The following is a 25325-nucleotide window of genomic DNA, read 5'->3' as shown; positions in this document are numbered from 1 at the left end:
ACCTGTGCCAAGCGGGTCACCGGTGTATAAAAACGAAAACGACCGGAATCATAGGGAATGATGCCGGTCGTTAACAGATTGACTTGTAAAAGCTGCTGTGGCTTGGATTGGGGCGCCGCCGGAGCTTAGCCCAGCGCCTTGTTGATCATGGCCACCAGCTCCGCTTCCACCGGCGGCTTGACCACGTAGCCAAAGGCGCCCTGGCGCTCGCCCCACACCTTGTCGGTTTCCTGGTCTTTGGTGGTGACCAGAATGACCGGAATCTTCTCGGTGCTGGGGTCGCGGGTGATCTTGCGGGTTGCCTGGAAGCCGTTCAGTTCCGGCATGACCACATCCATCAGGATCAGATCAGGTTGTTCCTCACGCGCTTTGTCCACGCCTTCCATGCCATTGGTGGCCGTGACGACGCTGTGCCCCTGGCTTTCGACAATCTTGACCAGGTTGGTGAGTTGCGTCGGGGAATCATCCACTACGAGGATTTTTGCCATCTTGCTCTCCTGAAACCGGGCCATCCCGATGCGGTGGCCTGTCTTGTTATCTTTGTCGTTATGTTATGCGATCAATTCAGCATCATATCAGCTGTTCGGGAGCAGGTAATCTGTCGAATTGTGGCATACATTGTGACGTAAAATGTCGCTTCAGGCAGCTGCACGTCCCGGGCTCAAGGTGTTGCTGCTTGAGGCGTGCTGCCCGGGCCTATCTCGTCAGCGTACTGGCGCTGCGCCGGGACCAGAACAGCAGCGGTAGCATGATCAGCGCGTACCACAGGGTGCTGCGGGCCAGGGCCCAGAACGGCTGGGCCAGAGTGGTGCCGGGTTCGCCCGCAAAGGGGGCCAGGAACGCGATCAGCAGGCCGCCTGCGCCGGTCAATAGCAGCCAGCGGCCAGCGCTGGAGGGGGCGCTGCGTTTGCGCTTGAACAGCTGCCACAGGAACAGGCCGCCGAAGCCGGTCATTGCCAGCCAAGCCGCCCCGGCGGGAATCGCTACCAGCAGGTGGCCGGCTTGGGCCGCTCCGATCAGGGCTGGCAGCAGGCCGAACAGTTTGATCAGCAGCAAGGGGCCCAGAATCATGACCCACCACAGGTGTCCGCCGAGTCCTTCCGGTCCGGGTTGCTGGCGATAATGTTGTGGATCGAAGCGCCACAGGCTGCGGGCCAGGTTGCCCCAGTTGTCCACCGTGAGCAGGTGGCCCAGATGCCGGAAACGATCGCGCTGCTCTTCGATGATCATCAGCATGGCTGGTACTACCAGCAGGATCAGGCTGGTGCCAAAGAACAGACCGAACACCAGGCTGACCGCCATGGGCTTGAGGAATTGAGCCTGCAGCGAGGTTTCGAACAGGATCGGTGTCAGCCCGGCAATGGTGGTGATGGAGGTCAGCAATACCGCACGCAGGCGCCGTACGCAGGCCTCCACAATGGCCTCGAAACGGTCCATGCCGTCGGCGACCAGTTGTTTGTAGAAGCTCACCAGCACGATGGAATCGTTGACGATGATGCCGGACAAACCAAACAGGCCCATGGCAGAGAACATGGAAAACTTGATGCCAAAGGGGGCGGTGAACAGGTGCCCAATGACCGCGCCTGTGAGTCCGAAGAAGATGGCAGTCATGATCGCCAGCGGCCAGGAGTAGGAGCTGAACACCCAGGCAAGCACAATATAAATGATCGCAAGTCCGAGCAGCGCACCGGTGGCCATGTCGCGAAGGTTGTCAGCCTGTTCCTGCAGCTTGCCTTCATAGCCGACACCGACGCCATAGCGGGCCTGCAGCTGTGGCAAGGTGTTTTCCTTGAGGGCCGCGATGATGGCGTTGGCATTCCCCTGTTCCGGATCCAGATCGGCATAGACGGTGACAGCCAGCTCACCGTTGACCCGACGTAGTAAATCCACCCCCTTGCGAGCCTCAAAGTGGACCACGTCCCGCAGCGGGATAGCTTCCCCTAGCGGTGTGATGACAGGGAGCCGCTCGATAGCGCTGAAACGACGTCGCTCCTGGTCGGGGAGCATCACCCGTACCTCCACTTCGTCGTCTTCCTCGTTGTACATCTGGGCCAGGTTGCCGTCGAAAGCGGAGCGCAGCTGGCTGGCCACATCATTGAGAGACAGACCCAGCGCCCGCCCCTGGGGAGTGAGCTGAAAGGTGAGCTGTTCCTTGCCGTAGGGCAGGTCGTCATCCACATTGCTGACGCCGGTAAACTTGCGCAGCCGCTCTTGCAGATCCAGTGAGGCTTCCTTGAGCGTGCCTGCTTCGCTGCCGGTGAGTTTGACCTCGATGGGCTTGCCCGGCGGGCCCGCTTCAGGCTGGGCGATAGTCAGCTGTTCAAGACCGGCAGGCAGCTGGATCTTTTCCCGCCATGCCTGGATCAGCTCGTCGTTGCTGATTTCCCGGTCGGAACCAATATAGACCTCAACCATCAAGGTGCCGTATTCATCGCCGCTTTTGTCCTGACGGCCCCCGGGACTGGGGAAGCCGGCCGCAGCGCCGTGATGCATGATGGTGGTCTGTACCAGGTGGCCGCCCAATTCTTCATCGGTGCGGTAGAGGGTGTCCTCCAGGTGGTCGAGAAAGTGATCTACCTGTGCCTGATCGGTGCCGGAGGTGAACTCGGCAATGGCACGGATCTGGTCGCTGTCCACCGGCGGGAAGAAGGTGAACTTGAGCCAGCCGGTGGCGACCAGGCTGAGTGCCAGTACAAAAGCACAAATAGCAGAGACGCTCACCAGGTGCCGATGGTCCACAGACCATTGCACCAGGGGGCGGAATTTTTCGTCCCGTAACCGGTTGAATCCCTCATCAATGCGTTGGCGCAGACCACTGCTCTTTATCTGCAGGCCCCGGAAGCTGTGATGCAGATGGCCTGGCAGCACCAGGAAGCACTCCATCAGCGAGGCGAGAATCACACAGATCATCACGAAGGGAATATCGAAGGCAATCTTGCCCATGGCGCCGCTCATCATGCCCAGCGGCAGGAAGGCGGCAATGGTCGTAGTAGAAGAGGCCACCACCGGCCAGAACATGCGCCGGGCGCCGCCCAGGGCTGCGCGGTGGGCGGATTCGCCCTGTTGCAGGTGCGTCAGCGTGTCCTCACCGACCACAATGGCGTCGTCCACAATCAGGCCCAGCGCCAGAATCAGGCCGAACAGGCTGATCATGTTGATGGTGCCGCCAAAGAACCACAGCAGGCCAAGGGTGGCCATGAAGGACACCGGGATACCCACGGTGACCCACCAGGCGACCCGGGCGTTGAGAAAGAAGTAGAGAGTTAAAATGACCAGAACCAGACCGGAGATGCCGTTCCACAGCAAAGTGGAAATACGGTCCTGCACCAGCTTCCAGGCCTGGGAATGGAAGGTCAGGGTTACCCCTTCCGGCAGGGTGGCCTGGCGTTGCGCGCCCCAGGTGAGAATCTTGTCGGCCAGCTCCAGCATGTCGTCGTCTTCACCGCGCATGGCTTGCAGCTCAATGGCGGGACTACCCTGCCAGGTGAGGGTGGCCTGGTCATCGCGGGGGCGGCGCTCGATGATGGCCACGTCACCCAGCGTGAGTTGCTGGCCATCGGCGGTGGTGATCAACGGTAGTTCGGCAAAGGCCCGCTCATCACGGCGCTGCCCCAGGGCGCGAAGCTGTTTGGCGGCATCATCACGCCCGACGGTGCCCGCAGGGGTGTCCTGGCTGAAGCTGCGTACCCGGTTGGCGATATCGCCCAACGTCATTCGCAGATCGTGAAGGGTGCCGGCGGGCACCTGAATGGCCATTTCCTCTTCCGGCATGCCGGCAAATTCCACTTTCCCAACGCCCAGAGCCAGTAATTCGTGTTCCAGTTGCCGGGCCAGGTGACGCAGTTCTTCCAGGTTCCCTTCCCGGGAGGTCAGCAGGATGCTGGTGACCAGCGAATAGCGAGTGATTTTCTGAATCACCGGGCGCTCCGCATCCTGGGGCAGGTTGCGGATGGAGTCGATGCGCTGGCGCACCTCATCCAGGGCGAGGCCGAGGTCAGAGCCGGCTTCCAGCTCAATAAAGAAGGCCGCCGCGCCCTGCTGTGAGCGGGCGATCAGTTTCTTGGTGTTGGGCAGGGTCTTGATGGCCTGCTCCACCGGGATGGTGATGGAGCGCTGCACATCCTCCGGGCTGGCGCCGCGCCAGGGAATCGTGACGGTGACGTAATCGAATTCGAAATTCGGAAACATCTGGGTGTTGAGCCGGGAGAGGCCGAGCAGCCCCAGCATCAGCATCAGCAGCATCAGCAGATTGGCGGCGACCTTGTGGCCGGTGAAGCTGGCGATCAGGCCCCGAGGCTCACTCACCGTTGGCCTCCGGTGCGTCTTGCGGCTTTTCCTGCTCGGTATCGGCATTGCTGCCGGGTACCGGCTGAGGGTCCACCGGCAGACCGACAATGGCCTGGGGGAGTTGGGTCGTCATCACGCGCTCGCCGCCCTTCAGGTCCGGTGCGTGAAGCAGTAGCAGGGACTGCGTACCCTGCATGGATTCACCAACAATCTCGGTATCCACTCGCTGCAGCCGGTTGTCATCGTCTATGCGGTAGAGACGATTGAGACCGTGCAAGGCGGTGGCAGGGAGGGCGAGCAGGTTTTCCTGTTTGGGCAGGGTCAGGGTGATGGTGATCGGGCGGCCCAATGCTGCAGCGGGGACGCCACCCACAAATTCGAACAGGCCATCAATGCCGCCGCGAGCATCTACGGCATCGCCGGCCAGGCGCTTGAGATTCAGCGCCAGGGTCTGGCCTTCCAGTTGGGTGCTGGCGGAGAGATCGCCTTGCATCAGGCCATTTCGGATGGCCGGCAGGTGGCGATCAGGAATCTGTGCACGCACCTCCAGCTCGGTATCGGCAAACAGGCTGATGAGTGGCTCGCCGGGGCGCACCCGTTCACCAGGGGCTACGGCCACATTGGTCACGGTACCGTCGAAGGGAGCCTCCACCCGGGTGCGGCCGAGATCAAGTTCGGCCTGCTGCAATTGGGCTTCGGCGCTTGCCAGGCGCGCTTCCATGCGTGCCAGTTCATTTCGGAAGTCGCTGACGCTGAGCTGGCGCTGGGCCAGCGACAGGTCGGCACGGGCCTTGGCTTCCTCGGCCTGGTCCAGTTGAGTCTGGGAAACCAGGTTTTTGCCACGCAGGGATTGCAGGCGCTCCAGATTGTCGGCGGCCAGGCTGGCCAGTTTTTTCTCCAGTACCAGGTTCTGTTTGTCACTGTCGTAGCGTAGACGCGTGGTCTGTAGCTGGGCCTGGGCCTCATCGCGGCTGGCACGGGCGCGATCGCGAGCCAGCGCGGCTTCGGTGTCGTCCAGCTGAATCATCAGGTCGCCCTGGCTGACCCGGTTGCCTGCCCGTACGGGGATTTCGGAGACGTTGGCCGTCACCACCGCAGTCAGGCTGGCCGCGCGAGGGGACTGCACCCGGCCAAACAGCTGCACCTGTGGAGCCCGGGCGGCGGGTTCAGCAAGCACATAACGCACCCGGTCGGAATGTTCGCTGACATCCTGGGTGGGGGCCGAGGGCTTGAATATGGCCAACAGGACAATGGCCGCAACGGTGCCCAGAATGACTCGGGGAATCGGTGGAATTTGTTGGAGACGCTCGCGCAAGGTCGACCCCTTATCTATTTTATTCTTGAGTGTAAAAGCCGTTCAGGTAACGGTACGTCAAGCCGGATCAGAGAGGCTTGGCAATGTTTTTAAACAATCTGGTCCTGCCAATTTCTTGCACGTTCGCAGCATAATGCGTAAATCAGAGCGTGAAATAGTTCTGTTTCGTTAATTCTTTGCGTCTGCATGCCCAGTGCGCAGATTCCCGGGAGGCCCAGTGAGCGAACAACAAGACAAGATTCTCGTCGTGGATGACGATGCGCGCCTGCGCAGCCTGTTGCAACGGTTTCTGGAAGAGGCTGGCTACACCGTCAAGGCGGTAGCGGATGCCGAGCAAATGGACCGAGCCCTGTCCCGTGAAATCTATTCACTTATGGTACTGGATCTTATGCTGCCGGGCGAAGATGGTTTGTCCATCTGCCGTCGGCTGCGCGAAGCGGAGAACAGCCTGCCGATTATCATGCTGACCGCCAAGGGTGATGATGCGGAGCGGATTGAGGGGCTGGATGCTGGTGCGGATGACTATTTGCCCAAGCCGTTCAACCCCAAGGAACTGGATGCCCGCATTCGCGCGGTGCTGCGCCGTCATGTTCGTGAGCTGCCGGGCGCGCCCAGCAAAGAGGAGGGGCAGGTAAGCTTCGGCCCGTGGATGCTGGATCTGGCCAACCGCACCCTGACCCGCGACGGCGATCCGCAAAGCCTGACCACCGGTGAATTCGCTGTGCTCAAGGCGCTGGTGCAGAATCCCCGTGAACCGCTTACTCGCGACAAGTTGATGAGCCTGGCCCGTGGTCGTGAATGGTCTGCCATGGAGCGCTCCATCGATGTGCAGGTTTCCCGCCTGCGCCGCCTGCTGGAAGACGACCCCTCCAAGCCTCGCTATGTCCAGACGGTCTGGGGTGTGGGCTATGTGTTTGTACCTGATTGAACGCCCGACGCTTAAAGTCGGGTGCTCTTTTGGGCGTCAGGCTTCGGGCGTCAGGCCTTTGGCGATCTATCCATGAAACTCTATCCCCGTACGGCCTTTGTCCGCTCTGCCATTGTGGTGGGGTTGGTGATCGGTATCAGCCAGGCGCTGACCCTGTGGTTCTTTGCGCGCAATGCTTACCTGCCCGGGATTCGAGAATATGCTCGCCTGACGGTGCTGCAGGCGGAGCTGGCGTTCAATGAATCCGGTGAGGAGGACGCCAGGCTGGCCGGGCGGCTGGCGGGAGCGACCAGTATAGAGGTGGCGACGCCCAGTAACCTCCATCAGGGCTCCATGCTGCTGTCCTTGCCGGTGGTCAGTCGATTTCAGGAAGAGCTGGAAGTGATGCTCGACGAACCGGTGACCGTGCGGTTGGAAGACAGTCGTCAGCCGGTGCTGTGGGTGAGCGCGGAATCGTTCCGGGGCAACTGGTTGCGGGTGCCCATGGAGTTTTTCCGTGATTATGACCGTTACCTGTTGCTGGGCTGGGGGGTGACGGTACCGTTGCTGGCCATTATCGGGGGGCTGCTGATCGCGCGAGGGCTGAATCTTCCGCTGCGGCGGCTGGCCCGGGTGGCGTTGAAAGTCGGGCGCGGCGAAGCCGTGCCATTGCTGGATACCTCCGTTGGCCCGGAAGAGATTCAAGCCGTGAACACCGCCTTCAATCGCATGACCAGCGATCTGCAGCAGGCGCAGCGCGATCGGGCGCTGCTACTGGCGGGGGTGTCCCACGATTTGCGCACGCCGCTGACGCGACTGCGTCTCTCCGCTGAGTTCATGCAGGATGAGGAGCTTGCCAAGGGCATCATCGAAGACATTGAGGACATGGATGCCATCCTCGATCAGTTCATTGCATTTATTCGCGATGGTGCGGATGAAACGCCGGATTTTGAAAACCTCAATGGTCTGATTCAGGAGGTGGCGGGCAAGTACCCGGCAGAGCAGCTTCGGTTTGAGCTGGATGACCTGCCGCGCATGATGCTCAAGCGACTCACGGTAAAACGCATGCTGGCCAACCTGATCGGCAATGCGCTCAAGTATGGTGCCTCGCCAGTGGAAATCCGCACTGCGGTAGAGGAGAACGTGGTCGTGCTGACCCTGCGTGATCATGGCAAGGGCGTAAAGGAGGAAGATATCCCTCTGCTGCTGCAACCATTCTCCCGCGGCGAGAAGGCGCGCACATTGAGTGGTAGCGGGTTGGGGCTGGCCATCGTCAAGCGCATTGTGGACATGCATCACGGAGAAATGGCGCTGGCGAACCATCCCCATGGCGGTCTGCTGGTCACCGTACGTTTCCCGGTCACTGGCCAGTTTGTGCAGCCGGAATCCCTTTCGGCCGGGGTGAGGTAGGTGTACGTCCGAAGCCAGATGCGGGGTGCCTGAAGCAAGGTCCGAAGCGCCAGCGGCGCGCTGGCATCAAGGGCCGAGCTGGTTGCGTCGGGCGCCGGTTCCGTTACCGGCAGGAAATTCTTTGTTCTGTTTTGTTCACTGTGCGCTATTTCACAGTTTGTGACGCTCAAGCGGCGCATTCTCGAAATCACTGAAGACCATTCGAGCCGGGGTTTGAACCGGAAACCCGGCTAAATCGACCGCTTGGCCTGTAGCCGTAATGAAGGGATTGTATTTACGCGCAGAGGTGCATAAAAATTAGTGCACGCAAACGGTTCAAGATAATGAAAACGGCCTGACAATAACGCACTAGAAGCGGGCCGGGAGCGAACAAAAGGACTTGGGAGAGCTCATTATGACCTGTCTATATAACGGGTATCTGACCCGTATTGCCTCACCACCCCATACAAGTTACTGCTGATTCCATCATGCGGGTTCTGCCTTGATGGCGATCCATGACGTGTTGTGAATGCCGATAACCTGCTGCCCCCCCAGGCACAGGTCGTTGGGCCGCACCTTTGTGCGGCCTTTTTTTTTGCCTGTTTGTTAGCCCTTACTATGTGATTGGCCTATGAATTACAAAGGGTTACCGAATTTTGCGAAGCTTTGATGACGCGAGAAAGGGGCTTCTGTACCATGTTCTCATGACTTAATGATCAGGGAGATTGAGATGAAAAAGCTGATACCGCTGGCGTTGCTGGCACTGCATGCGCCGGCGTTTGCCGACGACGTTTATGATCAGGATGGCTACTTCGGTATCCACTACAGCATGCTTAACCAGGAAACAGACAGCGATGATATCGAACCGGGTGCTTTCCAGACCCGCTTCGGGGTACAGGTGAACCCCTATGTGGCCCTGGAGGGACGGTTGGGTTATGGCATTGATGATGATGAGCTCAGCGAGGGGGGCTACACCGTCAATATCGATCCGGAATGGTTGGTGGGGGCTTATGTGAAGCTGGGTCTGGATCGTCGCCAGCCGGTGGCACCGTATGTGTTGTTTGGGCACTCCACGGCCACGGCAGAGGTGACGACCGAATTCACCACCAGCACCTTGCTGGGCTCGGTGAGCTCGCGTGAGAGTGAGGAAGTCACCGCCAGTGATCCTTCCTATGGCGCGGGTGTGGACATCAATCTTAGTGAGAACGCAGCGCTCTATGCCGAGTGGGTTCAGCTGGATGACGATGACGACTTCGATCTCACCACCATCAACCTGGGCTTTATCAGCCGTTTCTGACCGGTTTGAGGGCATGCGCACAGAGCATGACTCTGCTATCCATGGAGTCTGTGCCGGCTGGGCCGGCGCAGACTCGTTTTCTTTCTATTGCAGTGACTCCACCGGTACCAGCGGAATATTGACCCGCGAGGGCATCTCCGGGGCGCTGTAAATCGTCAAGGCCCCCAGCAGGCTGGCCAGAAGATCCGGTAACGGGCTGATGCCATGGGGCAAATCGCTGGCACCTACACTGATCCGCAGACGCTCCCCGGCCGCAATCACTGCGCTGGTCGAGAGCACTTCCACGTCGGCCTGAAAAGGCTCGAACGGCATAATGCTTCGCTGTGATTCGGCGCTGAAGGGATGCCAGGGCTGGACCAGTTTGTCATCCATGTAACGGGCTCGCTCAGGCTCGTTGGCACTCATGGAGGCCATTTGGATGCCATGGGTCAGCGGACGGGCCAAGCCATTTTCATCCACGATACTGACCCGCACTGTCACATTGGTATCGAAGGCGGTGGTGGACGCCCAGATCTGGCCGGTAATCGGGCCATTGATGGCCATGGCTTCGGCCAGTGGTTCGCTGGTGTAGACCGCTTCCAGCAGATTGACCACGTTGTCTTGCTCGGCGCAGGGGGGCGTTATCAGGCCAAGCAGTCCGGCGGTCCACTGGCTGGCGCTGGCGGAGCACAGGCCGTTGATGGGGGTTTGCAGCAGGCTGGTCTGGTAGCGGGCGGCAGGGGGCTGCCGGGTGATGGAGCCCAGTTGGGGTAGCAGTGGTTTGCCATGCAGATAAAAGGTTTCCGCGTGGGCGTCCGGGTGGGGCCAGTCGGCAGCCGTGATATATCGCTCGGCGCCCTTGTAGTATTGAGTCACCGGCGGATAACTCTCGGCACCGGTGTCCATGCCCTTGAGGTAGTGATCAAACCAGGCCAGGCGGATGCTGGCCAGATCTGGTACGCCGTCGGCGGGCAGGTTGGCACCGGAGGACCCATCCACATGGGTCCAGGGGCCAATCAACAGCTTGGCGTTAGTATGGTCTTTCAGGCCTTCGTAGATCAGGGGTTCGCCACGCTGGAAGATGTCGTGCAGACCGCCGACCACAAAGGTCGGTGCGGTGATCTGCGCTACTTTCTCAATGGGAGAGCGGATTCGCCAGAACGGGGTGTCGAACTTGTTTTCGTTGCCTATCAAAGCCCCTGCGACAACAGGAGCCTGAAATTCTGTCAGGGCGCCCTGCAGGTGCTGCAGCAGGGTGGTCAGTGTGTAGCCAGGGTCGCTGTTGTCAAAGCCCACCGGGGTGGGGAGCAGACTCAGGCCGGTCACCAGCGTGACCCACAGGGGAATGAAGCCGGCATTGGCCTGGCCGCCGCCAAACACCACGTCACGGTAGGCATCGGCCATGGGTACGATGGCAAAGATCGCTTTCACCGCCGGGTCGCCGGTGGCGCCGGCCAGCAGGCCGGTAATGCCCATGTAGGAGGCGCCGTTCATGCCGATGGTGCCGTTGCTCCAGGGCTGTGCCTTGATGTAGTTCACCAGCTCTGCAATATCGTCATGGTCGATCTGGCTGAATGCCTGCCAGCTGCCTTCGGAGGCGCCGGTGCCGCGCATGTCTACAGTGATATAGGCATAGCCTTTCTGCACCAGCGCATTGTCGGAAAGAGCCATCCCCGAGTAGTACTGGTTGTAGCCCGTAAAGGTTGCGATAACGGGGAATTGACCCGCGATGGCATTGCCGTCTTCATCTGCGGGCAGGGTGACTGTGGCGGCAAGACGAATGCCATCACGCAGAGTGATCAGCTGTTGTGGCAAGCTAACGCTGCCGGGGTAGTCATCTTCACGCTGGTACGCCTCCGGCCAGGTCAGGTTGACAGTTTTCTGTGTCGGCGTTTCCGGTTCGGGTTCGGGCTCGCTGACATTGGGCGCAGGAGGTGGGCTTACGGTTTGGCTGTCATCTACTGGCGTCGGGCTGCTGCCACCACCACCGCAGGCAGTCATAAGCAGGGACAACGTCAGCACACCGGCTGACAAAGAGGGGTAACGCACCGGGTGTAGCAGAAACATGGTTGGCCTCGGAATTATTGTTTGATGCGGGCAACGCAATGCGGACAAGAGTTGCCGAGGGTAAATAATGTGAACATGCAACGCTGTTGCTATGCAGTGGTGCGAGCTTTTCTGAACAGTGAACTCTGTGAGCATGTGTAATAGTGTCGTGCAGGCTGTGGGTAACTCCGGGTTGAGGAAGGGGCGAAGGGAATGGAAATAAAGGGCTGCCTGGGGATGGGACTGGCAGGGTTGCTGAGTGCAACAACGGTGCATGGCGAAACCCTTGTGCAGCGCAATCCCACGGTGGTGCCCCATGACGAGGCGTACTACAAGGCCGGAGCTGGCGCTACGGAACTGATTTTTACCGAGAAAAACCGGGTCTTTGCGGAACATGCGGCGGGTATGGCGCCGCATCTGCAGGCGGCCTACGAGGCGAGTTTTGGCTTCCCGCTGGATTCCACCCTGTATGTGGGGTTGATCTCAGACAACAACCAGTTGGCCAACGGGTTTTCCACCCAGTATCCGTTGAACCGCCAGATCAACTATGCGGGTGGGGCTGCTGCCGTGGATTATTTTTCGACCACGTCCTGGCTCGATACCTTGCTGTTCCACGAAACGGCTCACAACTACCAGGTCAATGCCAAGGACAACCCGGTATCGCGCTCCCTGCATACGGTACTGGGCAATGGCATGCTGATGACACCGTTTTTTCCCGCGACTCTGCCCAACGCCTTTGAGTCATCGTTCATGCTGGAAGGGAATGCGGTGTTGAATGAATCCCGCCATGGCAATGGCGGCCGTCTTTACAGCGGCCGGTTTGATGCGCTGGTACATGCCCAGGCGAGTGCTGGCTACCTGACGCCGGAGCGGGCCTACAACCAGACCCTCTATTTTCCCTATGGCGAAAGCAGTTATGTACTGGGTAGCCATTACCAATATTTTCTGGCGAATCAGTACGGACTGGATGCCACCAACCGTTATTTCAAGGAACGCTCACGGTACTGGTATGTGCCCTTCGTTACCAATGCACCGCTGCGGTCGGCCATCGGCAACAGTTTTGACAGGACCTTTGACGACTGGGTAAAGCATGAAACCCGCCAGGCGCAGCAGGCGCGGATGAGTGTGGGCGAGCCGCTGCTCACCTCGCAGCATTTCAATGCCCTCAACAGTGATGAGCGCGAGCTCTTTTTCCTGGTCAGCCCGCAGGATGTGCGTGCACCCGTGCATGTGACGATGGACCGGGAAAGTGCCGAGCTGAAACGGCAGCGCTCAACGTTCCGGGCCGGCGAGCTTTTTCGTCATGACGGCGAGACCTGGTCCATGGCCAGTGCCTACAGCACGCCCTGGCGGATTTATCAGGGGCTTTACAGTGAGGGGGCGCACCTGAATCGCCAGACACGGGGACAGGTGATTCAGGGTTACACCGCGGACGGCGAGCCGGTGTATTTCGACGTGGCCAGTTCCTACGACCAGCCGCAGCTTTTCGTGGGCGATCACTTCTACGGCCAGGTCAATTCGTCGGTGGAAGTGCGGGGCAATGATCTTTACTACTTTGTGCAGGACGGCTCACAGCGCAGCCTGTATCGCAATCGCACCCGGCTGTACCAGTACTCAGGTTACTACGGGGTCATCGCGGATGTGGATAGTCAGGGACGAGTGTTGTTCGTGGCGAACAGCGAGCACGGCTCTGCGTTGTATCGAGTTGATCTCAGGGGGCAGGTCGACCGGGTGCTGGCGGAGGACGATATTGTGGCCGCGCGTCTGCTGGACGATGAGCAAGTACTGGCAGTGGCGATTCAGGCGGATCACTACGGATATTACCTGCGCCAACTGCAACCACGGCCTGGTGAGCCCTTCGTTCGCCAGTTGCGTTGGGATACCCCTGCTGGCGCCGGCGATGATCTGACGGCAGAAAGTGAATCGCAAAGCCTGATGCTGGACCGCCCCTATCATTCCTGGACCGCACTGCGTTACAGCGGCACGGACTTGTCTCTGGCCTGGCTTGAGGATGAGGACAATGAAAACACAGCGGAGGACGAGAGCGATGTGCATACCCTGTACAGCGTGAACATGCGCTTTGCAGATCCTCTGCAACAGAATGAGGTTTCCCTGTTCAGTTATCGAGATGATGACCTGACCCGATTGGCTGGCATGGGATACAGCAACAACCAGTTTTTCCTGATCGGCGGTGTACGGCAGTACTGGGTGCTGGATGACCAGCTCGATCGGCAAACCCCACCCCAAGAGGCACGCAATCATGGCTTGAGTGCGGAGCTGCGTTTGCCGTTTCTGCAGTCCGGTTACTGGTTTAGTGAGCTGGCCGGGACCTGGTATCAGGACTATCAACTGGATGAGCGAGAGCCACTGGCGGCACAGTGGAACCTGAATCGCACCACCTGGTATGGCAATGCCTATCTGCCCAGCAAGCACTTCGGGGTGAGTGGCTATCAGGTGGAGGATCGCGGGGATGTCAGTTATGGCGGCACCCTGAGCCTGATGACGGATCTTCCGGCCGAGTTTTACCTGGGCGCCCGAGGGCAGTATTCACGTAGTGAAGCGACCATCAGCCAGTTTGAGCGTCGCGGGGTTGAGCTGGATGAAGCACAGGACTTCATCGCCAACGATCCATCCCGTGTGGTGATTCCGGCGCTGGAAGGTACGGTGTATGCGCAAGCGGTCACCTTTGCTGAGGCCAGTGTGTCCAAGGTGGTGAACCTGCCCTGGTACTCGTTCTCGTTGCCCGTGTCGTTACGGAGAGAGGCCCTGCATTTGCGCTATCGTCGTTATGACCTGGATTTCGGGTTCACTGATCTGGCACTCAATCAGGCTATTGTCGGCCTCGATGCCGAGCTGTTGCTGGCTCATCGCGCCCCGCTGCGCGTGGCATTCGAATATGCCTACACGGACGATGACCTGATTACCAGCACGCACAGTGTCCAGCTGGTGACGTCGGTGGGGTTCTGATTAGAAGCGTGTCAGAACCCGCAACCGGTCCTCACGAACAATATTGTTCCTTCGATCGGGCTCGCTTGGCTCCTAAAGAGGGGGGGCGGTTATGAGGGAGAGGGCTTGCGAGGTACGAGTTTCGAGTTGCGAAAATCAAAAGCTTTAAAAAAAACCTTTGGCCTTCAGCTGTAACGGGTTTTGCTCTTCGAAACTCGAAACTCGAAACTCGAAACTCGAAACTCGAAACTCGAAACTCGAAACTCGCTTTCCTTATGCCCAACCCCCCCCGCCAGGTGTGATGCCATCAGGGCGGCGCAGCCTATTGCGCAGGCTCCAGCCTGAGCAGTTTCCCGTTGCTGCTGTCGGTGAGCAGGTAGAGGTAGCCGTCGGGCCCCTGGCGCACGTCGCGGATGCGTTCTTCGCGCTCAAGTAGCAGGCGCACCTCGCCGGTGGGTGTGAGGCCATTGAACGTTACCTTGTTCAGGTGGGCGAGCTTCAACGCGCCGTTCACTGCATCTCCTTCCCAGCCCGGATAGCGGTTGCTGGTAATGAACGCCATGCCGGAAGGCGCAATCGAGGGGGTCCAGTGCAGCAGCGGCTGGGCATAGCCTTTCTTTTCGGTGTCGCCAATGCTGGGGCCATAGTACTCGCGGCCATAGGTGATCACCGGCCAGCCGTAATTGATGCCCGGTTCTATCGCATTGATTTCATCGCCGCCGCGAGGGCCGTGTTCGTTGAGCCAGGGTTTGCCGGTTTGCGGGTGCAGTGCGAGGCCCTGGGGATTACGGTGTCCCCAGCTCCAGATTTCAGCGGCCTTGCCAGCCTGGTCTGTCAGTGGGTTGTCTTGTGGAATACGGCCGTCATCGTGCAGGCGCAGCACACTGCCTGCCGGATCACTGGTGTCCTGGGCGCGCTCACGCTGGCCGCGATCGCCAATGGTCAGGAACAGGTGGCCGGCATCATCAAACAGGATTCTGCCACCGAAATGTTTGGCGGTTCGGGTACAGGATTTCTCGGCCACGTAGACATCCCGAAAGTCATTGAGGCTGCCCTGCTGGTAGAGGCCATAGCCCACAGCGGTGGTGCCTCCGTCCTCGCCACAGGGTTTGCTGTAACTCAGGTAAAGGCGCTGGTTGTTGGCGAAGTCCGGATGCAGGGCCATGTCGAGCAGGCCGCCCTGGCCGACCGCAGCGACCTCGGGCACACCACTGATTGGTGGGCCCTGTAACTTGCCATCCACCAGTCGTCGCAGCGTGCCGCGTCGCTCGGTGACCAGCCACTCCTTGTCTGTGACAAAGGCGAGGGACCAGGGATGATGGAGTCCACTGCTGATTTCGCTGGCGGTGATGGTGTTATCGGTACTGGGTTGCAGCGACGCGCTGTGGTCGGCGCAGGCGGTGAGGGTAAGACTGCCCAGAAGAGTGGCAAGAACAGGGCGCATGGGGTCGCTCCGGTTGAGACGAACCAAGAGCATGCCACGGACAGTGGGTCAGGTGCACCCGCTGCCCGTGGCCGATGGCGCTATTCGCCGGTATCGAGCACGCCCAGCGCTTTCAGTACCTCGGCGTCAGGGAAGCCGTCCGGCACCATGCCGTTGGCTTGCTGATAGCGGGCAATGGCTTTGCGGGTGCCGGGGCCCATGAGGCCGTCTTCGGGGCCTGCATCGTGGCCCTGGGTGTTCAGTGTACGCTGAACCGCCATGACCTGTTCCCGATTCAGCCGCGGCGCCGGAACCGGCGCCACACTCAATTCGCCAGCGCCGGCAATGCGGTCGGCCAGACGTCCCACCGCCAGTGCGTAGGCAACGGAGCGGTTCCAGCCCATGATCACGCGGAAGTTCTGGTAGGCGAGGAAGGCGGGCCCGTTGTGTCCGGAGGGAACAATCACGGCGGCTTGCATCTCAGCGTTTGGCAGCGGACTGCCATTGGGCATCGTCACGCCCAGTCTGGCCCATTCCGCCAGGCTGCGTTTGCCGCCCAGGCCGGTCAGTGAGTAATCGAAGTTGTCGGGCAGGGAAATCTCCCGGCCCCAGCGCTGTTCCTTCTCCCAGCCCAGATCTCGCAGGAAGTTGGCTGCGGATGCCAGTGCATCCTCCCGGCTGCCCCATAGATCCCGGCGGCCATCTTTGTCGTGGTCGGTGGCGTAGCGCAGGAAGATCGCGGGCATGAACTGGGTTTGGCCCATGGCTCCGGCCCAGGAACCTTTCATGGTGTCGGCGCGGGCATCGCCCGCATCGACAATGCGCAGGGCATTGAACAGTTCGCCCTTGAAGTACTCGCCGCGACGGCCTTCACAGGCCAGGGTGGCCAGGGCGTCCAGGGTGGGAATGTAGCCCAGGTAGCCGCCGTAATTGGTTTCCAGCCCCCAGAATGCCACCAGGTAGTGACCTGGAACGCCGTACTCGCGGGTCAGCTCGCGCAGCAGCGGCTGCAGCTCCTGGTAACGTTCGCGACCCGTTTTGACACGGGTGTCGCTGACCCGGCGGGTGTAGTAGTCGGCAAAACTGCTGGTGAATTCCGGCTGGCTGCGATCCAGCTCAATCACTTTTTGATTGAGGCTCACCCCGGCCAGGCTTGTTCTGACGGTTTTTTCCGGCAAGCCAATGCTGATGGCATCGGCTTCCAGCGTGGTAACGCACTCACGGAATGCCTCCTCAGTGAGCGTGGCCTCGGTGTCTTCAGCAAACGAAGGCTGGGCCAGTAGCAGGGCGGGAACAACAAGGGGAAGCAGGCGTACAGCGGACATGCACTCTCCGGCAGCAGGGTGGGTGGAACGGGTAAACGCCAAGGATACCTGCCCAGATCGGGCAGGGCTGTAAAAAACTCAGTGAACCAGTTCTCGGCGTACGCGAATGGCTGTACTGCGGGGGCGCACTATCACATTGCGATGTTCGCAGATGGCCCTGGCCAGCGCGGCGCCGAACAGCAGGATCATCGAGGAGTAATAAACCCACATTAGCAGCACGACCAGAGAGCCGGCCGCACCGTAGGAGGAGGCGGTGGCGGTATAGGTGAGATAGAGGGCAATCAGGGCGCGGCCGATGGAAAACAGCACGGCTGTTATCAGGGCGGCGATCAGTACGTCATTCCATCGCAACACCACATCGGGCAGCACCCGGAACATGGTGGCGAACAGCAAGGTGATCACCGTGAGCGATACCAGGATCTCCATGGTGACGGCCAGGCTGCCGCTGAAAGGAATCCAGTCCTGAGCGTAGGCCATCAATGTATGTACCAACACATTCAGCAGCAACGATACCAGCAGCACGAACCCCAGTGAGATGACCACCGTCAGCGACAGCAGGCGACTCTTGATCAGGGCAAGAATGGTGTTGCGGGAGGGGCGTGGGGCCACATCCCAGATGGTATTCATGGAGCGCTGCATCTGGGCGAAGACGGTGGTGGCACCAACGATGATGACCAGCAAGCTCAGTGAGCCTGCCAGCATGCCCCGGCTCGGGGCCTGGGTCTTGGCAATCAGATTACGAATTTCTTCCGTGGCGGCGGGGCCTACGGTATGTTCCAGCTGCGAAAGGATCTGGGCAAGGGCGGCATCACTGGTCATCACCAGGGAGATCACCTTCACCGCGAGAATAATCACCGGAGCCAGGGAAAACAGGGTAAAAAAGGCCAGGGAGCCGGCGTAACTGCCAGCATTGCTGTCCAGCCACAGGCGTCCCGCGCGTTTGATAATGTTCAGTCCATTGCTGAGGTGGGTATTCATACTGCCTCGAATTTCCGTGTTGGGGGCAGTGTGCCGGATTTTTCGGGGGCTGGGGAGGGGGTGTTCGCCGCGTGATGTAGATCACAAAAATGGCGGTGCAGACCTATGAACGGTAGTCATGGCGGGGTGGAACGGGCTTTGATTCTCTCCTTCTATTCAATATGTTTCATTTGAATATCATGCTTTAAGGTTGTCAGCTAGGTACTTGTTATTTCTCAAAAAATAATCCTTTCAACTTACAAAAATGAGGACCAGTCGGAGGATTTGACGATCCGGGCATGGTCAGATGTGCTAAAAGAATTCTGGAAGGGGCTCGCCCCGGGGTCGATATGTTTGAAGTAATGAAGGGCATTGCACTGGCAATGATGCTGGTGCTGGCGCAGCTGGCGACGGCTGCCGAGGGCGTTTCTCGCGACAAGATCAAGGGGCTGGACGAGCAGGTTCAGGACATCAAGCAGGATGTGTTGGCCATTTCGACTGAGCTTTTGCAGCTGGAAGAAAAGCTGATTTACCCTTCCAATACCCAGGTATCCGTCTTTGTCTCCATGGCCGGGGATCAGGGCAAGCGTGTGGACTCCGTGGACATCCGTGTGGATGGCGAGGATGTCATGCATCACGTTTATACCCATAAGGAGCTGGAAGCGCTGCAAACCGGCGGTGTTCAGCGTATCTACACCGGCAATGTCCGTGCGGGCCAGCACAAGCTGGAAGTGACCGTATCCGGTAAGGATTTTCAGGAAACCGCGACCCATACCTTTAACAAGGCACAGGGTCCCAGCCTGGTAGAGATCACCCTGTTCGAATCGGGCAACACCATTAACTTCAAAGACCGGTAATTCATGGCCTTCCGACACATTGTGCTGTTCGGGCTGTGCGCCATGGTGCCGGCCTGGGCTGAAGACACTTCCGATCAGCAGCCGCGGGACCTGTTCCTGGGGGAAGCGTTCTATTATGCCCAGCAAGGGTTGTACTTTGACGCTATCTCCCGGCTGGATGCGGAGCTGGAGCAGTACTACCGAGTGGATGAGCGGATGCTCGATCCATTGCACATTGATTCCAATTACGCGGAATTCTCCGTCGGCGATTTTGAACTTTCCTACCGCATGCATCGTAAAGCGGGCCGCGCTATCCAGGCGGTGCTCGAAGGCGATGTGGATCAACAGATCAAGAACGAAGCGGCTTATCGACTTGCCCGGATTTTTTATGAAAAGGGTGAGAAACTGAATGCGATACACACCATCGACCGCATCGAAGGCACCGTGCCGGAAAGCGTGCGTAATGATGAACGTCTGTTGCGCGCCCAGATCTACACAGTGAATGGCCGCTTCAGCGAAGCCATTGATATTCTGGAAAAGCTGGAAAAAGAGCCGGGCTATGAAGGCTTTGCCGGCTACAACCGCGGTATTGCCCTGATTCTGTCCGGCGAAGAGAAGAAGGGTCTGGCGCAGCTGGACAAGACTGGCCAGATTCAGGTCAGCAAGAAAGACGAGCCTTCACTGGGCATTCGCGACAAGGCGAATCTGGTGCTGGGTTATCGACTGCTGGAGGCCGAGCAACCGGAAGAGGCCAAGCAGTATCTGGACCGGGTGCGACTGGAGGGGCCCTTCTCCAACAAGGCGCTGCTGGGATCCGGTTGGTCCGATGTGGCGGCGCAGCGTTTTGATCGTGCTCTGGTGCCCTGGACCATTCTTTTCAAACGCAACCCCACCAACAAAGCCGTACAGGAAAGTTTGCTGGGTGTGCCCTATGCCTATGCCAATCTGGAGATGCATGGCCGCGCGGCTCTGTTGTATGGCAGTGCGCTGGATGCGTTCAGTGTCGAGAAAACCCGTCTTAACGATTCCATCGAAAGTATCCGTAATGGCAATTTCTTCAAGGCCATGGTGCGTGAAGAAATCAAACTGGACAGTAACTGGTTGATTCGTTTGCGTGAGTTGCCAGAGACCCCGGAAACCTTCTATCTGATGGATCTGATGGCGTCCAACGACTTTCAGGTGTTGTTGAAAAACTACCTGGATCTGGAAGATATGCGCCGTCGCATGATCGCCTGGGTCGATAATCTGGATGCTTACGAAGATATGATCGAAATGCGTCGCCGTTATTACGAGCCGCTGCTGCCAGGGATTGATGCCCGTTTCCGCGAGCTGGACTCGCGGATTTTGCTGCGGATGGAGCAGCGCGACAGCATCAAGAGCCGCCTGGAGCGGTTGCTGGTGGCGCCTCAACCCGAAATGCTGGTCACCGCCGATGAGCGCATTGTGTCCATGCAGCTCGATCAGCTCGAAGAGCAGTACCGCAATGACGACACGCCTTCCGGTGAAGAAGCTCGTCGGCGCATTGCCCGCTTGCGGGGCGTGCTGCGCTGGGATGTGAGTCTGGATTACCAGGATCGTTTGACCGAAGCCTTTGAGCATCTCCAGGAGCTGGAGGCGGACGTGCAGCGGATGGAGACCATCTATGCCTCCTACGTGCGAACCCGCCAGGCAGCCACGCAGAGTTATCAGGGTTACGAAGATCAGATTGTCAGGGCTCGGGCCAAGATCGACCGTGCCAACAAGACCGTAGCGCACCTCATGAACGGGGTGGGTCATATGCTGGAGAAGCTGGCTATCAACGAACTGCAGCAGCGCCGTGATCGTATTGATCAGTATCAGATTCAGGCTCGCTTCGCGATGGCAGAAAGCTATGACCGGGCTGTGAAGGCGCAGCAGGACGCGGCGCAGCAAAAAATGATGAAAGCCATTGAGGCGAATAAGGAAGCCGACACCTCTTCTGACGAACCGTCTGAGGCTGAAGCCGAAGAGCAAACGGATGAGAAACCCGTGGACGTGGAGGGCGAAGCACAATGATGCCATCCCGTTTTGTCGGTTTGCTGGCCGCCTCGGTCATGCTGGCTTCCTGTGCCTCCGTATCGGAGAAGGGCACCCTGGCCGAATTGCGTAATGTGAAGCTGGATCTCTCCGATGAGGTGATTGAAGGCGGCATCGAAAAGGCCATGCAGGGTTACCAGAACTTCCTGGAAGAAACGCCGGAATCGGCCATGACCCCGGAAGCGATCCGTCGTCTCGCGGACCTCAAGATCGAGCGGGAATACGGCACCTTCGAGAGCCCGGGGGTGGGTGTGACGGCACCGGTGACCGGGGCGGCTTCTGCGGCGCCCATGGACGCACCAGAAAAATCTGCACTGCAGGCGCCGACGGCGGCTGCCGGGTCTGGCATGGCAATGGTAGGCGACAAGGAGTCTGAGTCGGACTTCGAAAGCCGGGCTACCCAGACAGACCTGCCCACCAATGCCACCGGCGATCAGGTGGCGGATGGTCTGGAAAACCAGAGCGCGGAAGAAGCGATTGGGCTCTACAAGCAGTTGCTTGAGAAGTACCCGATGTACGAGCGCAATGACCAGGTGCTTTATCAGATGACCCGTGCCTATGAAGAACTGGGTCGTGTGGATGAGGCCATCGAAGTCATGAACCGCATTGCTGCGGAATACCCGAACTCGTCCTACATTGATGAAGTCCAGTTCCGTCGTGGTGAATATTACTTCACCCGCAAAAAATACCTGGAGGCAGAAAATGCCTACCTGGCCATCGTCAATATGGGGCCAAGCTCTTTTTACTACGAGTTATCCCTCTACAAGCTCGGCTGGACTTTCTATAAGCAGGATATGCTGGAAGAGGCCATGAATCAGTTCGTGGCCCTGCTCGATCACAAGATCAACATCGGCTACGACTTTGATAACCCGGATGATGACATTGAGCAGAAGCGTATCGACGATACCTTCCGTGTGATCAGTCTGAGCTTCTCGGCCATGGGTGGGCCGGATTCCGTGGTGGAATACTTTGAGAAGCATGGTGAGCGCAGCTATGAGGTGGACATCTACCGGAACCTGGGCGAGCACTATCTGGAAAAGCGTCGCTATGCGGATGCCGCATCGTCCTACAAGACCTTCGTTGAGCTGAACCCTTACCACAAGGTGGCGCCGCACTTTGATATGCGCGTTATCGAGATCTACAAGAAGGGGGGCTTCCCCAAGCTGGTCATCGAGGCCAACAAGGAATTCGCGACCAGCTATGGTCTGAAATCCAGATATTGGCAGCACTTCGAGGTGGATTCCTACCCCGACGTACTGGCGCTGCTGAAATCCACGCTCACAGAATTGGCGAACTATTACCACGCCATGTACCAGAACAAGGATTTCGTGAAGCAGCGTGCCGACAACTTTGTGGAAGCACAGCACTGGTACCACGAGTTCCTGGATTCCTTCCCGAAAGATACTCAGGCGCCGGTGATGAACTATCAGCTGGCCGACCTGTTGCTGGAGAACAAGTCCTATCATGAGGCCGCGCTGGAATATGAGCGTACCGCGTATGACTACCCGGCCCATGAGAAGGCGTCCGCTGCCGGTTACGCGGCGGTGTATACCCATCGTAAAAATCTGGAAGTCACGGCTGAAGAACAGAAAGACCCGGTTAAGCGCGATGTGATTCGCAGTTCACTGCGGTTCTCTGAGGCCTTCCCGCAGCATGAAAAAGCGTCGCTGGTCATGAACGCTGCGCTGGAAGATATCTTCGCCATGAAGGATTACGGCTTTGCGGTCACTACCGGTCGAAAGATGCTGGAGATGTTCCCGCAGGCGCCGCAGGAAGAGCGTCGTTCTGGCTGGTTGATCGTTGCGCACTCCTCGTTTGAGTTGAAGCAGTTTGCCGATGCGGAAGCCGCTTACCAGAACGTGCTCAACTTGACGGCGCCGGAAGACCCGACTCGCAAGGAGCTGGTGGAAAACCTGGCCGCCTCTATCTACAAGCAGGGCGAGCAGGCTAATGAGCAGGGTGAGTTCCTGGTAGCGGCTGAGCACTTCCTGCGTGTGGGGCAGGCAGCGCCACAATCCAAGCTTCGCCCTTCCGCGGATTACGATGCAGCGACCGCGCTGATCAAGCTGGAAGACTGGGGCCGTTCTGCCAGTGTGCTGAATGCGTTCCGCAACAACTATCCGGGTCACGAGCTGCAGGCTGATGTCACCAAGAAGCTGGCTCAGGTTTACAGCGAAGACGGCAAGCTGGAACTGGCGGCGGCAGAATACGAGCGCATCGAAAGTGAAAGCGATGATGAGGCAATTCGTCGCGAGGCCCTGAAGGTGGCTGCCGATCTCTATATGGAAGTCGACAATACCGACAAGGCGATCGAAGTGCGTCGTCGCTTTATCAAGTACTTCCCGGCACCGCGTGAGCCGGTGATGGAAATGCATAATGCGATTGCCGGCGTACTCAAGAAGCGGGGTGACACTTCCGGGTATCACAACGAGCTGAATGCCATGGTGTATGTCTATAACCAGGCCGCACCTGAGGATCGCTCAGATCGTATGCGTTACCTGGCGGGTACCTCGCATCTGATTCTGACCGAGCCGATGTATGACGACTTTGCGGCCATGCAGCTGACCCAGCCATTCCAGTCCAGCCTGGCGCGCAAGCGTGATGCCATGAAGGCAGCCAATGCGGCCTTTGGGAACCTGGTGAACTATGAAATTGGCGAGGTTACCGCGGCGGCAACGTATTACATCGCTGAGATTTACTACAACTTTAGCCGTTCGTTACTGAATTCAGAGCGCCCAAGCGGACTGAGCGAACTGGAAATGCAGCAGTATGAATTCCTGCTGGATGAGCAGTCTTATCCGTTCGAAGAAAAATCCATCGACATCCACGAGAAGAATGTGGGGCTCATCGATGTGGGCGTTTACAACGTCTGGGTGGACAAGAGTATTGTCAAACTCTCCAAGTTGATGCCGGGGCGTTACGCCAAGTTTGAGGAAAGCAGCGGCTTCGTTGCCACCGTCAACAATGTCAGCTACCAGTCGCTGGTGAGTCCACAGTTGCCGGTGGCGCCGGTGCTTCCTGCTGCAGAAGCGGGCGCGGAAGTGGCTGCCCCGGCCGCAGCGCTTGAGGTGGACGGTATTCAGGCTGTGCCTATGGAGACGCCGATGGCCGAAGCCGATTCCATGGAGAGCGAGGCTGACATGGACACAGAGGCGGCCGCCGTGGAGGCTGAGCCAGTTGATGACGGAGTGATGGAGGAGACGGCCAACACGCCGGTCGAGGAAGTACAGGATCTGGGCGAGCCCGTTGCTGTTGAAACCGAAGCTGCAATAGAGGCTGAGACTGAGGCCGAGATAGTGGCCGAAGAGGCTGAGGTTGTGGCAGAAGACAGTCAGATCGGCGATGACGCGATGCAGGAGAGCGAGGTCATCGAGGACGTTGCTGAGGCAGCGGAAGACGGTGCCGCGCAGGCAGCTAACCAAGTTGTCGATGAGGCTGTCGAAGAGCCTGCACAAGAACCATCTGACGCTGAGGAGTCGGTCAGTGAGCCGGTTGCCCAGAGCGGCGATGCGGCAGCAGACGCGTCTGCGGAGTCCGTTGAGGCAGCCGAAGAAAATGAAATGGTGGAGGAGTCCGCGCTATGAGAAAGGCAGATCAACACCGTTCCCTGTTGCTGGTGACTTTGGCCATAACGCTGTCCCTGTTGCTTGGTGGCTGCGCCAGCACCGGAACCACAACCCAGCCCGGGGAGAATATTGTGCTCAATGAAGAGCAGAATGCGCTGTTCAATGCTGCCATGGTGCAGATGGAACAGGAGAACTACCAGGCTGGAATTGATCTTCTTGAGAAGGTGGTAGCGCAAAATAACGCCAGTGCCGTGCCACGTATCAATATGGCGATTGCCTATAAAAAACTGGAAAAAATGGACAAGGCCGAAGAAGAATTGCAGGCTGCCCTGGATATTGAGCCAAACAACCCCGTGGCCAACAATGAATATGCACTGCTCCTCAGGAAAAAGGGACAGTTTGTCGAGGCAAGGCAGACATACGAGAAAATCCTGACAAAATATCCTGAGTTTGCGCTCGCCAACAAGAATCTTGGTGTGCTGTGTGATATCTACATCAAGGATTACCAATGCGCACTGGATGCCTATCAGGCGTACAGTGCAGTCAAGCCGAAAGATGACGAAGTGAAAATCTGGATTTCGGATCTGGAAATGCGGACACAATAACGACAGGGAGGCATCATGAAAAAATTCGTTTATCTGTTCCTCCTGGTGAGCTGTTTGCCTGGCATGCTGCTCGCAGAAGAGGCGCAGGAGACCAAGGAAATTTCGGGCATGTCGGTAATGGGCAATAATGATGCACCAAAGTCTCTGTATATTGTGCCCTGGAAAACCTCCGAAATCGGCGTGGAAACAGATCTGACCTCCAGTTTGCTCAATGAGGACATGGTGCCGGTGGACAAGCCGGTATTCATGCGCGAGCTGGAGTTTTATCAGGTAAGCACGGAAGGGAGCCAGGAATAACCGTTTCAGCAGAGGGTATTGCTGGAAACAGAAAGGTTGTTCAGGGTTTTCAGGTAATTTGCAAAACAATCAACCATCAAGGTCTGAGGAAGAGT

At 58.5% G+C, this 25325-nt stretch carries 16 protein-coding genes; 9 read left to right on the top strand and 7 right to left on the bottom strand.

Annotation, left to right across the window (positions count from 1 at the left end; translation table 11 throughout):
- Positions 1 to 125 precede the first annotated feature (125 nt).
- From GFN93_RS01125 to GFN93_RS01115, 3 genes are all read right to left on the bottom strand, one after another.
- Entirely contained in the window at positions 126 to 488 is a 363-nt protein-coding gene (locus GFN93_RS01125) for a response regulator (RefSeq protein WP_153498609.1), read from the bottom strand.
- A 208-nt stretch (positions 489 to 696) separates the two neighbouring features.
- On the bottom strand, positions 697 to 4305 hold the full coding sequence (locus GFN93_RS01120) for an efflux RND transporter permease subunit (protein ID WP_328594094.1): 3609 nt from the start codon (positions 4303 to 4305) through the stop codon (positions 697 to 699).
- A complete protein-coding gene (locus tag GFN93_RS01115; protein WP_153498607.1) occupies positions 4298 to 5602 on the bottom strand; it encodes an efflux RND transporter periplasmic adaptor subunit in 1305 nt (434 codons plus the stop codon). The genes GFN93_RS01120 and GFN93_RS01115 overlap by 8 nt, the downstream gene beginning before the upstream one ends.
- A 217-nt stretch (positions 5603 to 5819) precedes the next feature.
- Here GFN93_RS01115 and ompR point away from each other — a divergent pair, with 217 nt between their 5' ends.
- The 3 genes from ompR (at position 5820) to GFN93_RS01100 (ending at position 9195) form a co-directional block, all read left to right on the top strand.
- On the top strand, positions 5820 to 6530 hold the full coding sequence (gene ompR / locus GFN93_RS01110; protein ID WP_328594092.1) for an osmolarity response regulator transcription factor OmpR: 711 nt from the start codon (positions 5820 to 5822) through the stop codon (positions 6528 to 6530).
- Positions 6531 to 6602: 72 nt separating this feature from the next.
- Positions 6603 to 7919: an ATP-binding protein gene (locus GFN93_RS01105; protein ID WP_153498606.1), complete on the top strand. Its 1317-nt coding sequence runs from the start codon at positions 6603 to 6605 to the stop codon at positions 7917 to 7919.
- Positions 7920 to 8628: 709 nt separating this feature from the next.
- Positions 8629 to 9195 (top strand): outer membrane beta-barrel protein, encoded by a 567-nt coding sequence (locus tag GFN93_RS01100; RefSeq protein ID WP_194285726.1) that lies wholly within the window; start codon positions 8629 to 8631, stop codon positions 9193 to 9195.
- 84 nt (positions 9196 to 9279) lie between these two features.
- On the opposite strand, the gene GFN93_RS01095 is transcribed toward GFN93_RS01100, so the two are convergent.
- Positions 9280 to 11241, bottom strand: a complete 1962-nt coding sequence (locus tag GFN93_RS01095) for a CocE/NonD family hydrolase (protein WP_153498604.1) — start codon at positions 11239 to 11241, stop codon at positions 9280 to 9282.
- Between the two features lie 192 nt (positions 11242 to 11433).
- Between GFN93_RS01095 and GFN93_RS01090 the strand changes: the two genes are divergently transcribed.
- On the top strand, positions 11434 to 14187 hold the full coding sequence (locus GFN93_RS01090) for a hypothetical protein (protein ID WP_235901611.1): 2754 nt from the start codon (positions 11434 to 11436) through the stop codon (positions 14185 to 14187).
- Positions 14188 to 14488: 301 nt separating this feature from the next.
- Here GFN93_RS01090 and GFN93_RS01085 read toward each other — a convergent pair whose 3' ends face one another.
- The 3 genes from GFN93_RS01085 to GFN93_RS01075 form a co-directional block, all read right to left on the bottom strand.
- Entirely contained in the window at positions 14489 to 15610 is a 1122-nt protein-coding gene (locus tag GFN93_RS01085; protein ID WP_153498603.1) for a PQQ-dependent sugar dehydrogenase, read from the bottom strand.
- A gap of 80 nt (positions 15611 to 15690) precedes the next feature.
- Complete coding sequence (locus GFN93_RS01080) at positions 15691 to 16914, bottom strand: lytic murein transglycosylase (RefSeq protein WP_153498602.1); 1224 nt, start codon at positions 16912 to 16914, stop codon at positions 15691 to 15693.
- A gap of 78 nt (positions 16915 to 16992) precedes the next feature.
- Entirely contained in the window at positions 16993 to 17892 is a 900-nt protein-coding gene (locus tag GFN93_RS01075) for a YihY/virulence factor BrkB family protein (protein ID WP_153498601.1), read from the bottom strand.
- A 329-nt stretch (positions 17893 to 18221) separates the two neighbouring features.
- On the opposite strand from GFN93_RS01075, the gene GFN93_RS01070 reads away from it, so the two are divergent.
- The 5 genes from GFN93_RS01070 to GFN93_RS01050 are packed head-to-tail and all read left to right on the top strand — an operon-like array spanning position 18222 to position 25230.
- Positions 18222 to 18728, top strand: coding sequence for a hypothetical protein (locus tag GFN93_RS01070; protein ID WP_153498600.1), 507 nt, complete (start codon positions 18222 to 18224; stop codon positions 18726 to 18728).
- A 3-nt stretch (positions 18729 to 18731) separates the two neighbouring features.
- Entirely contained in the window at positions 18732 to 20741 is a 2010-nt protein-coding gene (locus tag GFN93_RS01065; RefSeq protein WP_153498599.1) for a coiled-coil domain-containing protein, read from the top strand.
- The gene (locus tag GFN93_RS01060; RefSeq protein WP_153498598.1) at positions 20738 to 24346 is read left to right on the top strand and encodes a tetratricopeptide repeat protein; all 3609 of its coding nucleotides are present in this window, start codon (positions 20738 to 20740) and stop codon (positions 24344 to 24346) included. The genes GFN93_RS01065 and GFN93_RS01060 overlap by 4 nt, the downstream gene beginning before the upstream one ends.
- Positions 24343 to 24933 (top strand): tetratricopeptide repeat protein, encoded by a 591-nt coding sequence (locus GFN93_RS01055; protein WP_153498597.1) that lies wholly within the window; start codon positions 24343 to 24345, stop codon positions 24931 to 24933. The genes GFN93_RS01060 and GFN93_RS01055 overlap by 4 nt, the downstream gene beginning before the upstream one ends.
- A 15-nt stretch (positions 24934 to 24948) precedes the next feature.
- Positions 24949 to 25230: a hypothetical protein gene (locus GFN93_RS01050; protein WP_153498596.1), complete on the top strand. Its 282-nt coding sequence runs from the start codon at positions 24949 to 24951 to the stop codon at positions 25228 to 25230.
- Positions 25231 to 25325 lie beyond the last annotated feature (95 nt).

The sequence above is a fragment of the Alcanivorax sediminis genome (assembly GCF_009601165.1).
GTDB classification, from domain to species: domain Bacteria; phylum Pseudomonadota; class Gammaproteobacteria; order Pseudomonadales; family Alcanivoracaceae; genus Alcanivorax; species Alcanivorax sediminis.
This window is presented reverse-complemented; position numbering and strand designations above follow the sequence as displayed.

Coding starts and splice junctions, on each gene's coding strand:
- GFN93_RS01060 (WP_153498598.1), top strand. CDS start 20,738: ATGATGCCATCCCGTTTTGTCGGTTTGCTGGCCGCCTCGGTCATGCTG.
- GFN93_RS01080 (WP_153498602.1), bottom strand. CDS start 16,914: ATGTCCGCTGTACGCCTGCTTCCCCTTGTTGTTCCCGCCCTGCTACTG.
- GFN93_RS01075 (WP_153498601.1), bottom strand. CDS start 17,892: ATGAATACCCACCTCAGCAATGGACTGAACATTATCAAACGCGCGGGA.
- GFN93_RS01085 (WP_153498603.1), bottom strand. CDS start 15,610: ATGCGCCCTGTTCTTGCCACTCTTCTGGGCAGTCTTACCCTCACCGCC.
- GFN93_RS01055 (WP_153498597.1), top strand. CDS start 24,343: ATGAGAAAGGCAGATCAACACCGTTCCCTGTTGCTGGTGACTTTGGCC.
- GFN93_RS01070 (WP_153498600.1), top strand. CDS start 18,222: ATGTTTGAAGTAATGAAGGGCATTGCACTGGCAATGATGCTGGTGCTG.
- GFN93_RS01100 (WP_194285726.1), top strand. CDS start 8,629: ATGAAAAAGCTGATACCGCTGGCGTTGCTGGCACTGCATGCGCCGGCG.
- GFN93_RS01065 (WP_153498599.1), top strand. CDS start 18,732: ATGGCCTTCCGACACATTGTGCTGTTCGGGCTGTGCGCCATGGTGCCG.
- GFN93_RS01105 (WP_153498606.1), top strand. CDS start 6,603: ATGAAACTCTATCCCCGTACGGCCTTTGTCCGCTCTGCCATTGTGGTG.
- GFN93_RS01125 (WP_153498609.1), bottom strand. CDS start 488: ATGGCAAAAATCCTCGTAGTGGATGATTCCCCGACGCAACTCACCAAC.
- GFN93_RS01090 (WP_235901611.1), top strand. CDS start 11,434: ATGGAAATAAAGGGCTGCCTGGGGATGGGACTGGCAGGGTTGCTGAGT.
- GFN93_RS01050 (WP_153498596.1), top strand. CDS start 24,949: ATGAAAAAATTCGTTTATCTGTTCCTCCTGGTGAGCTGTTTGCCTGGC.
- GFN93_RS01095 (WP_153498604.1), bottom strand. CDS start 11,241: ATGTTTCTGCTACACCCGGTGCGTTACCCCTCTTTGTCAGCCGGTGTG.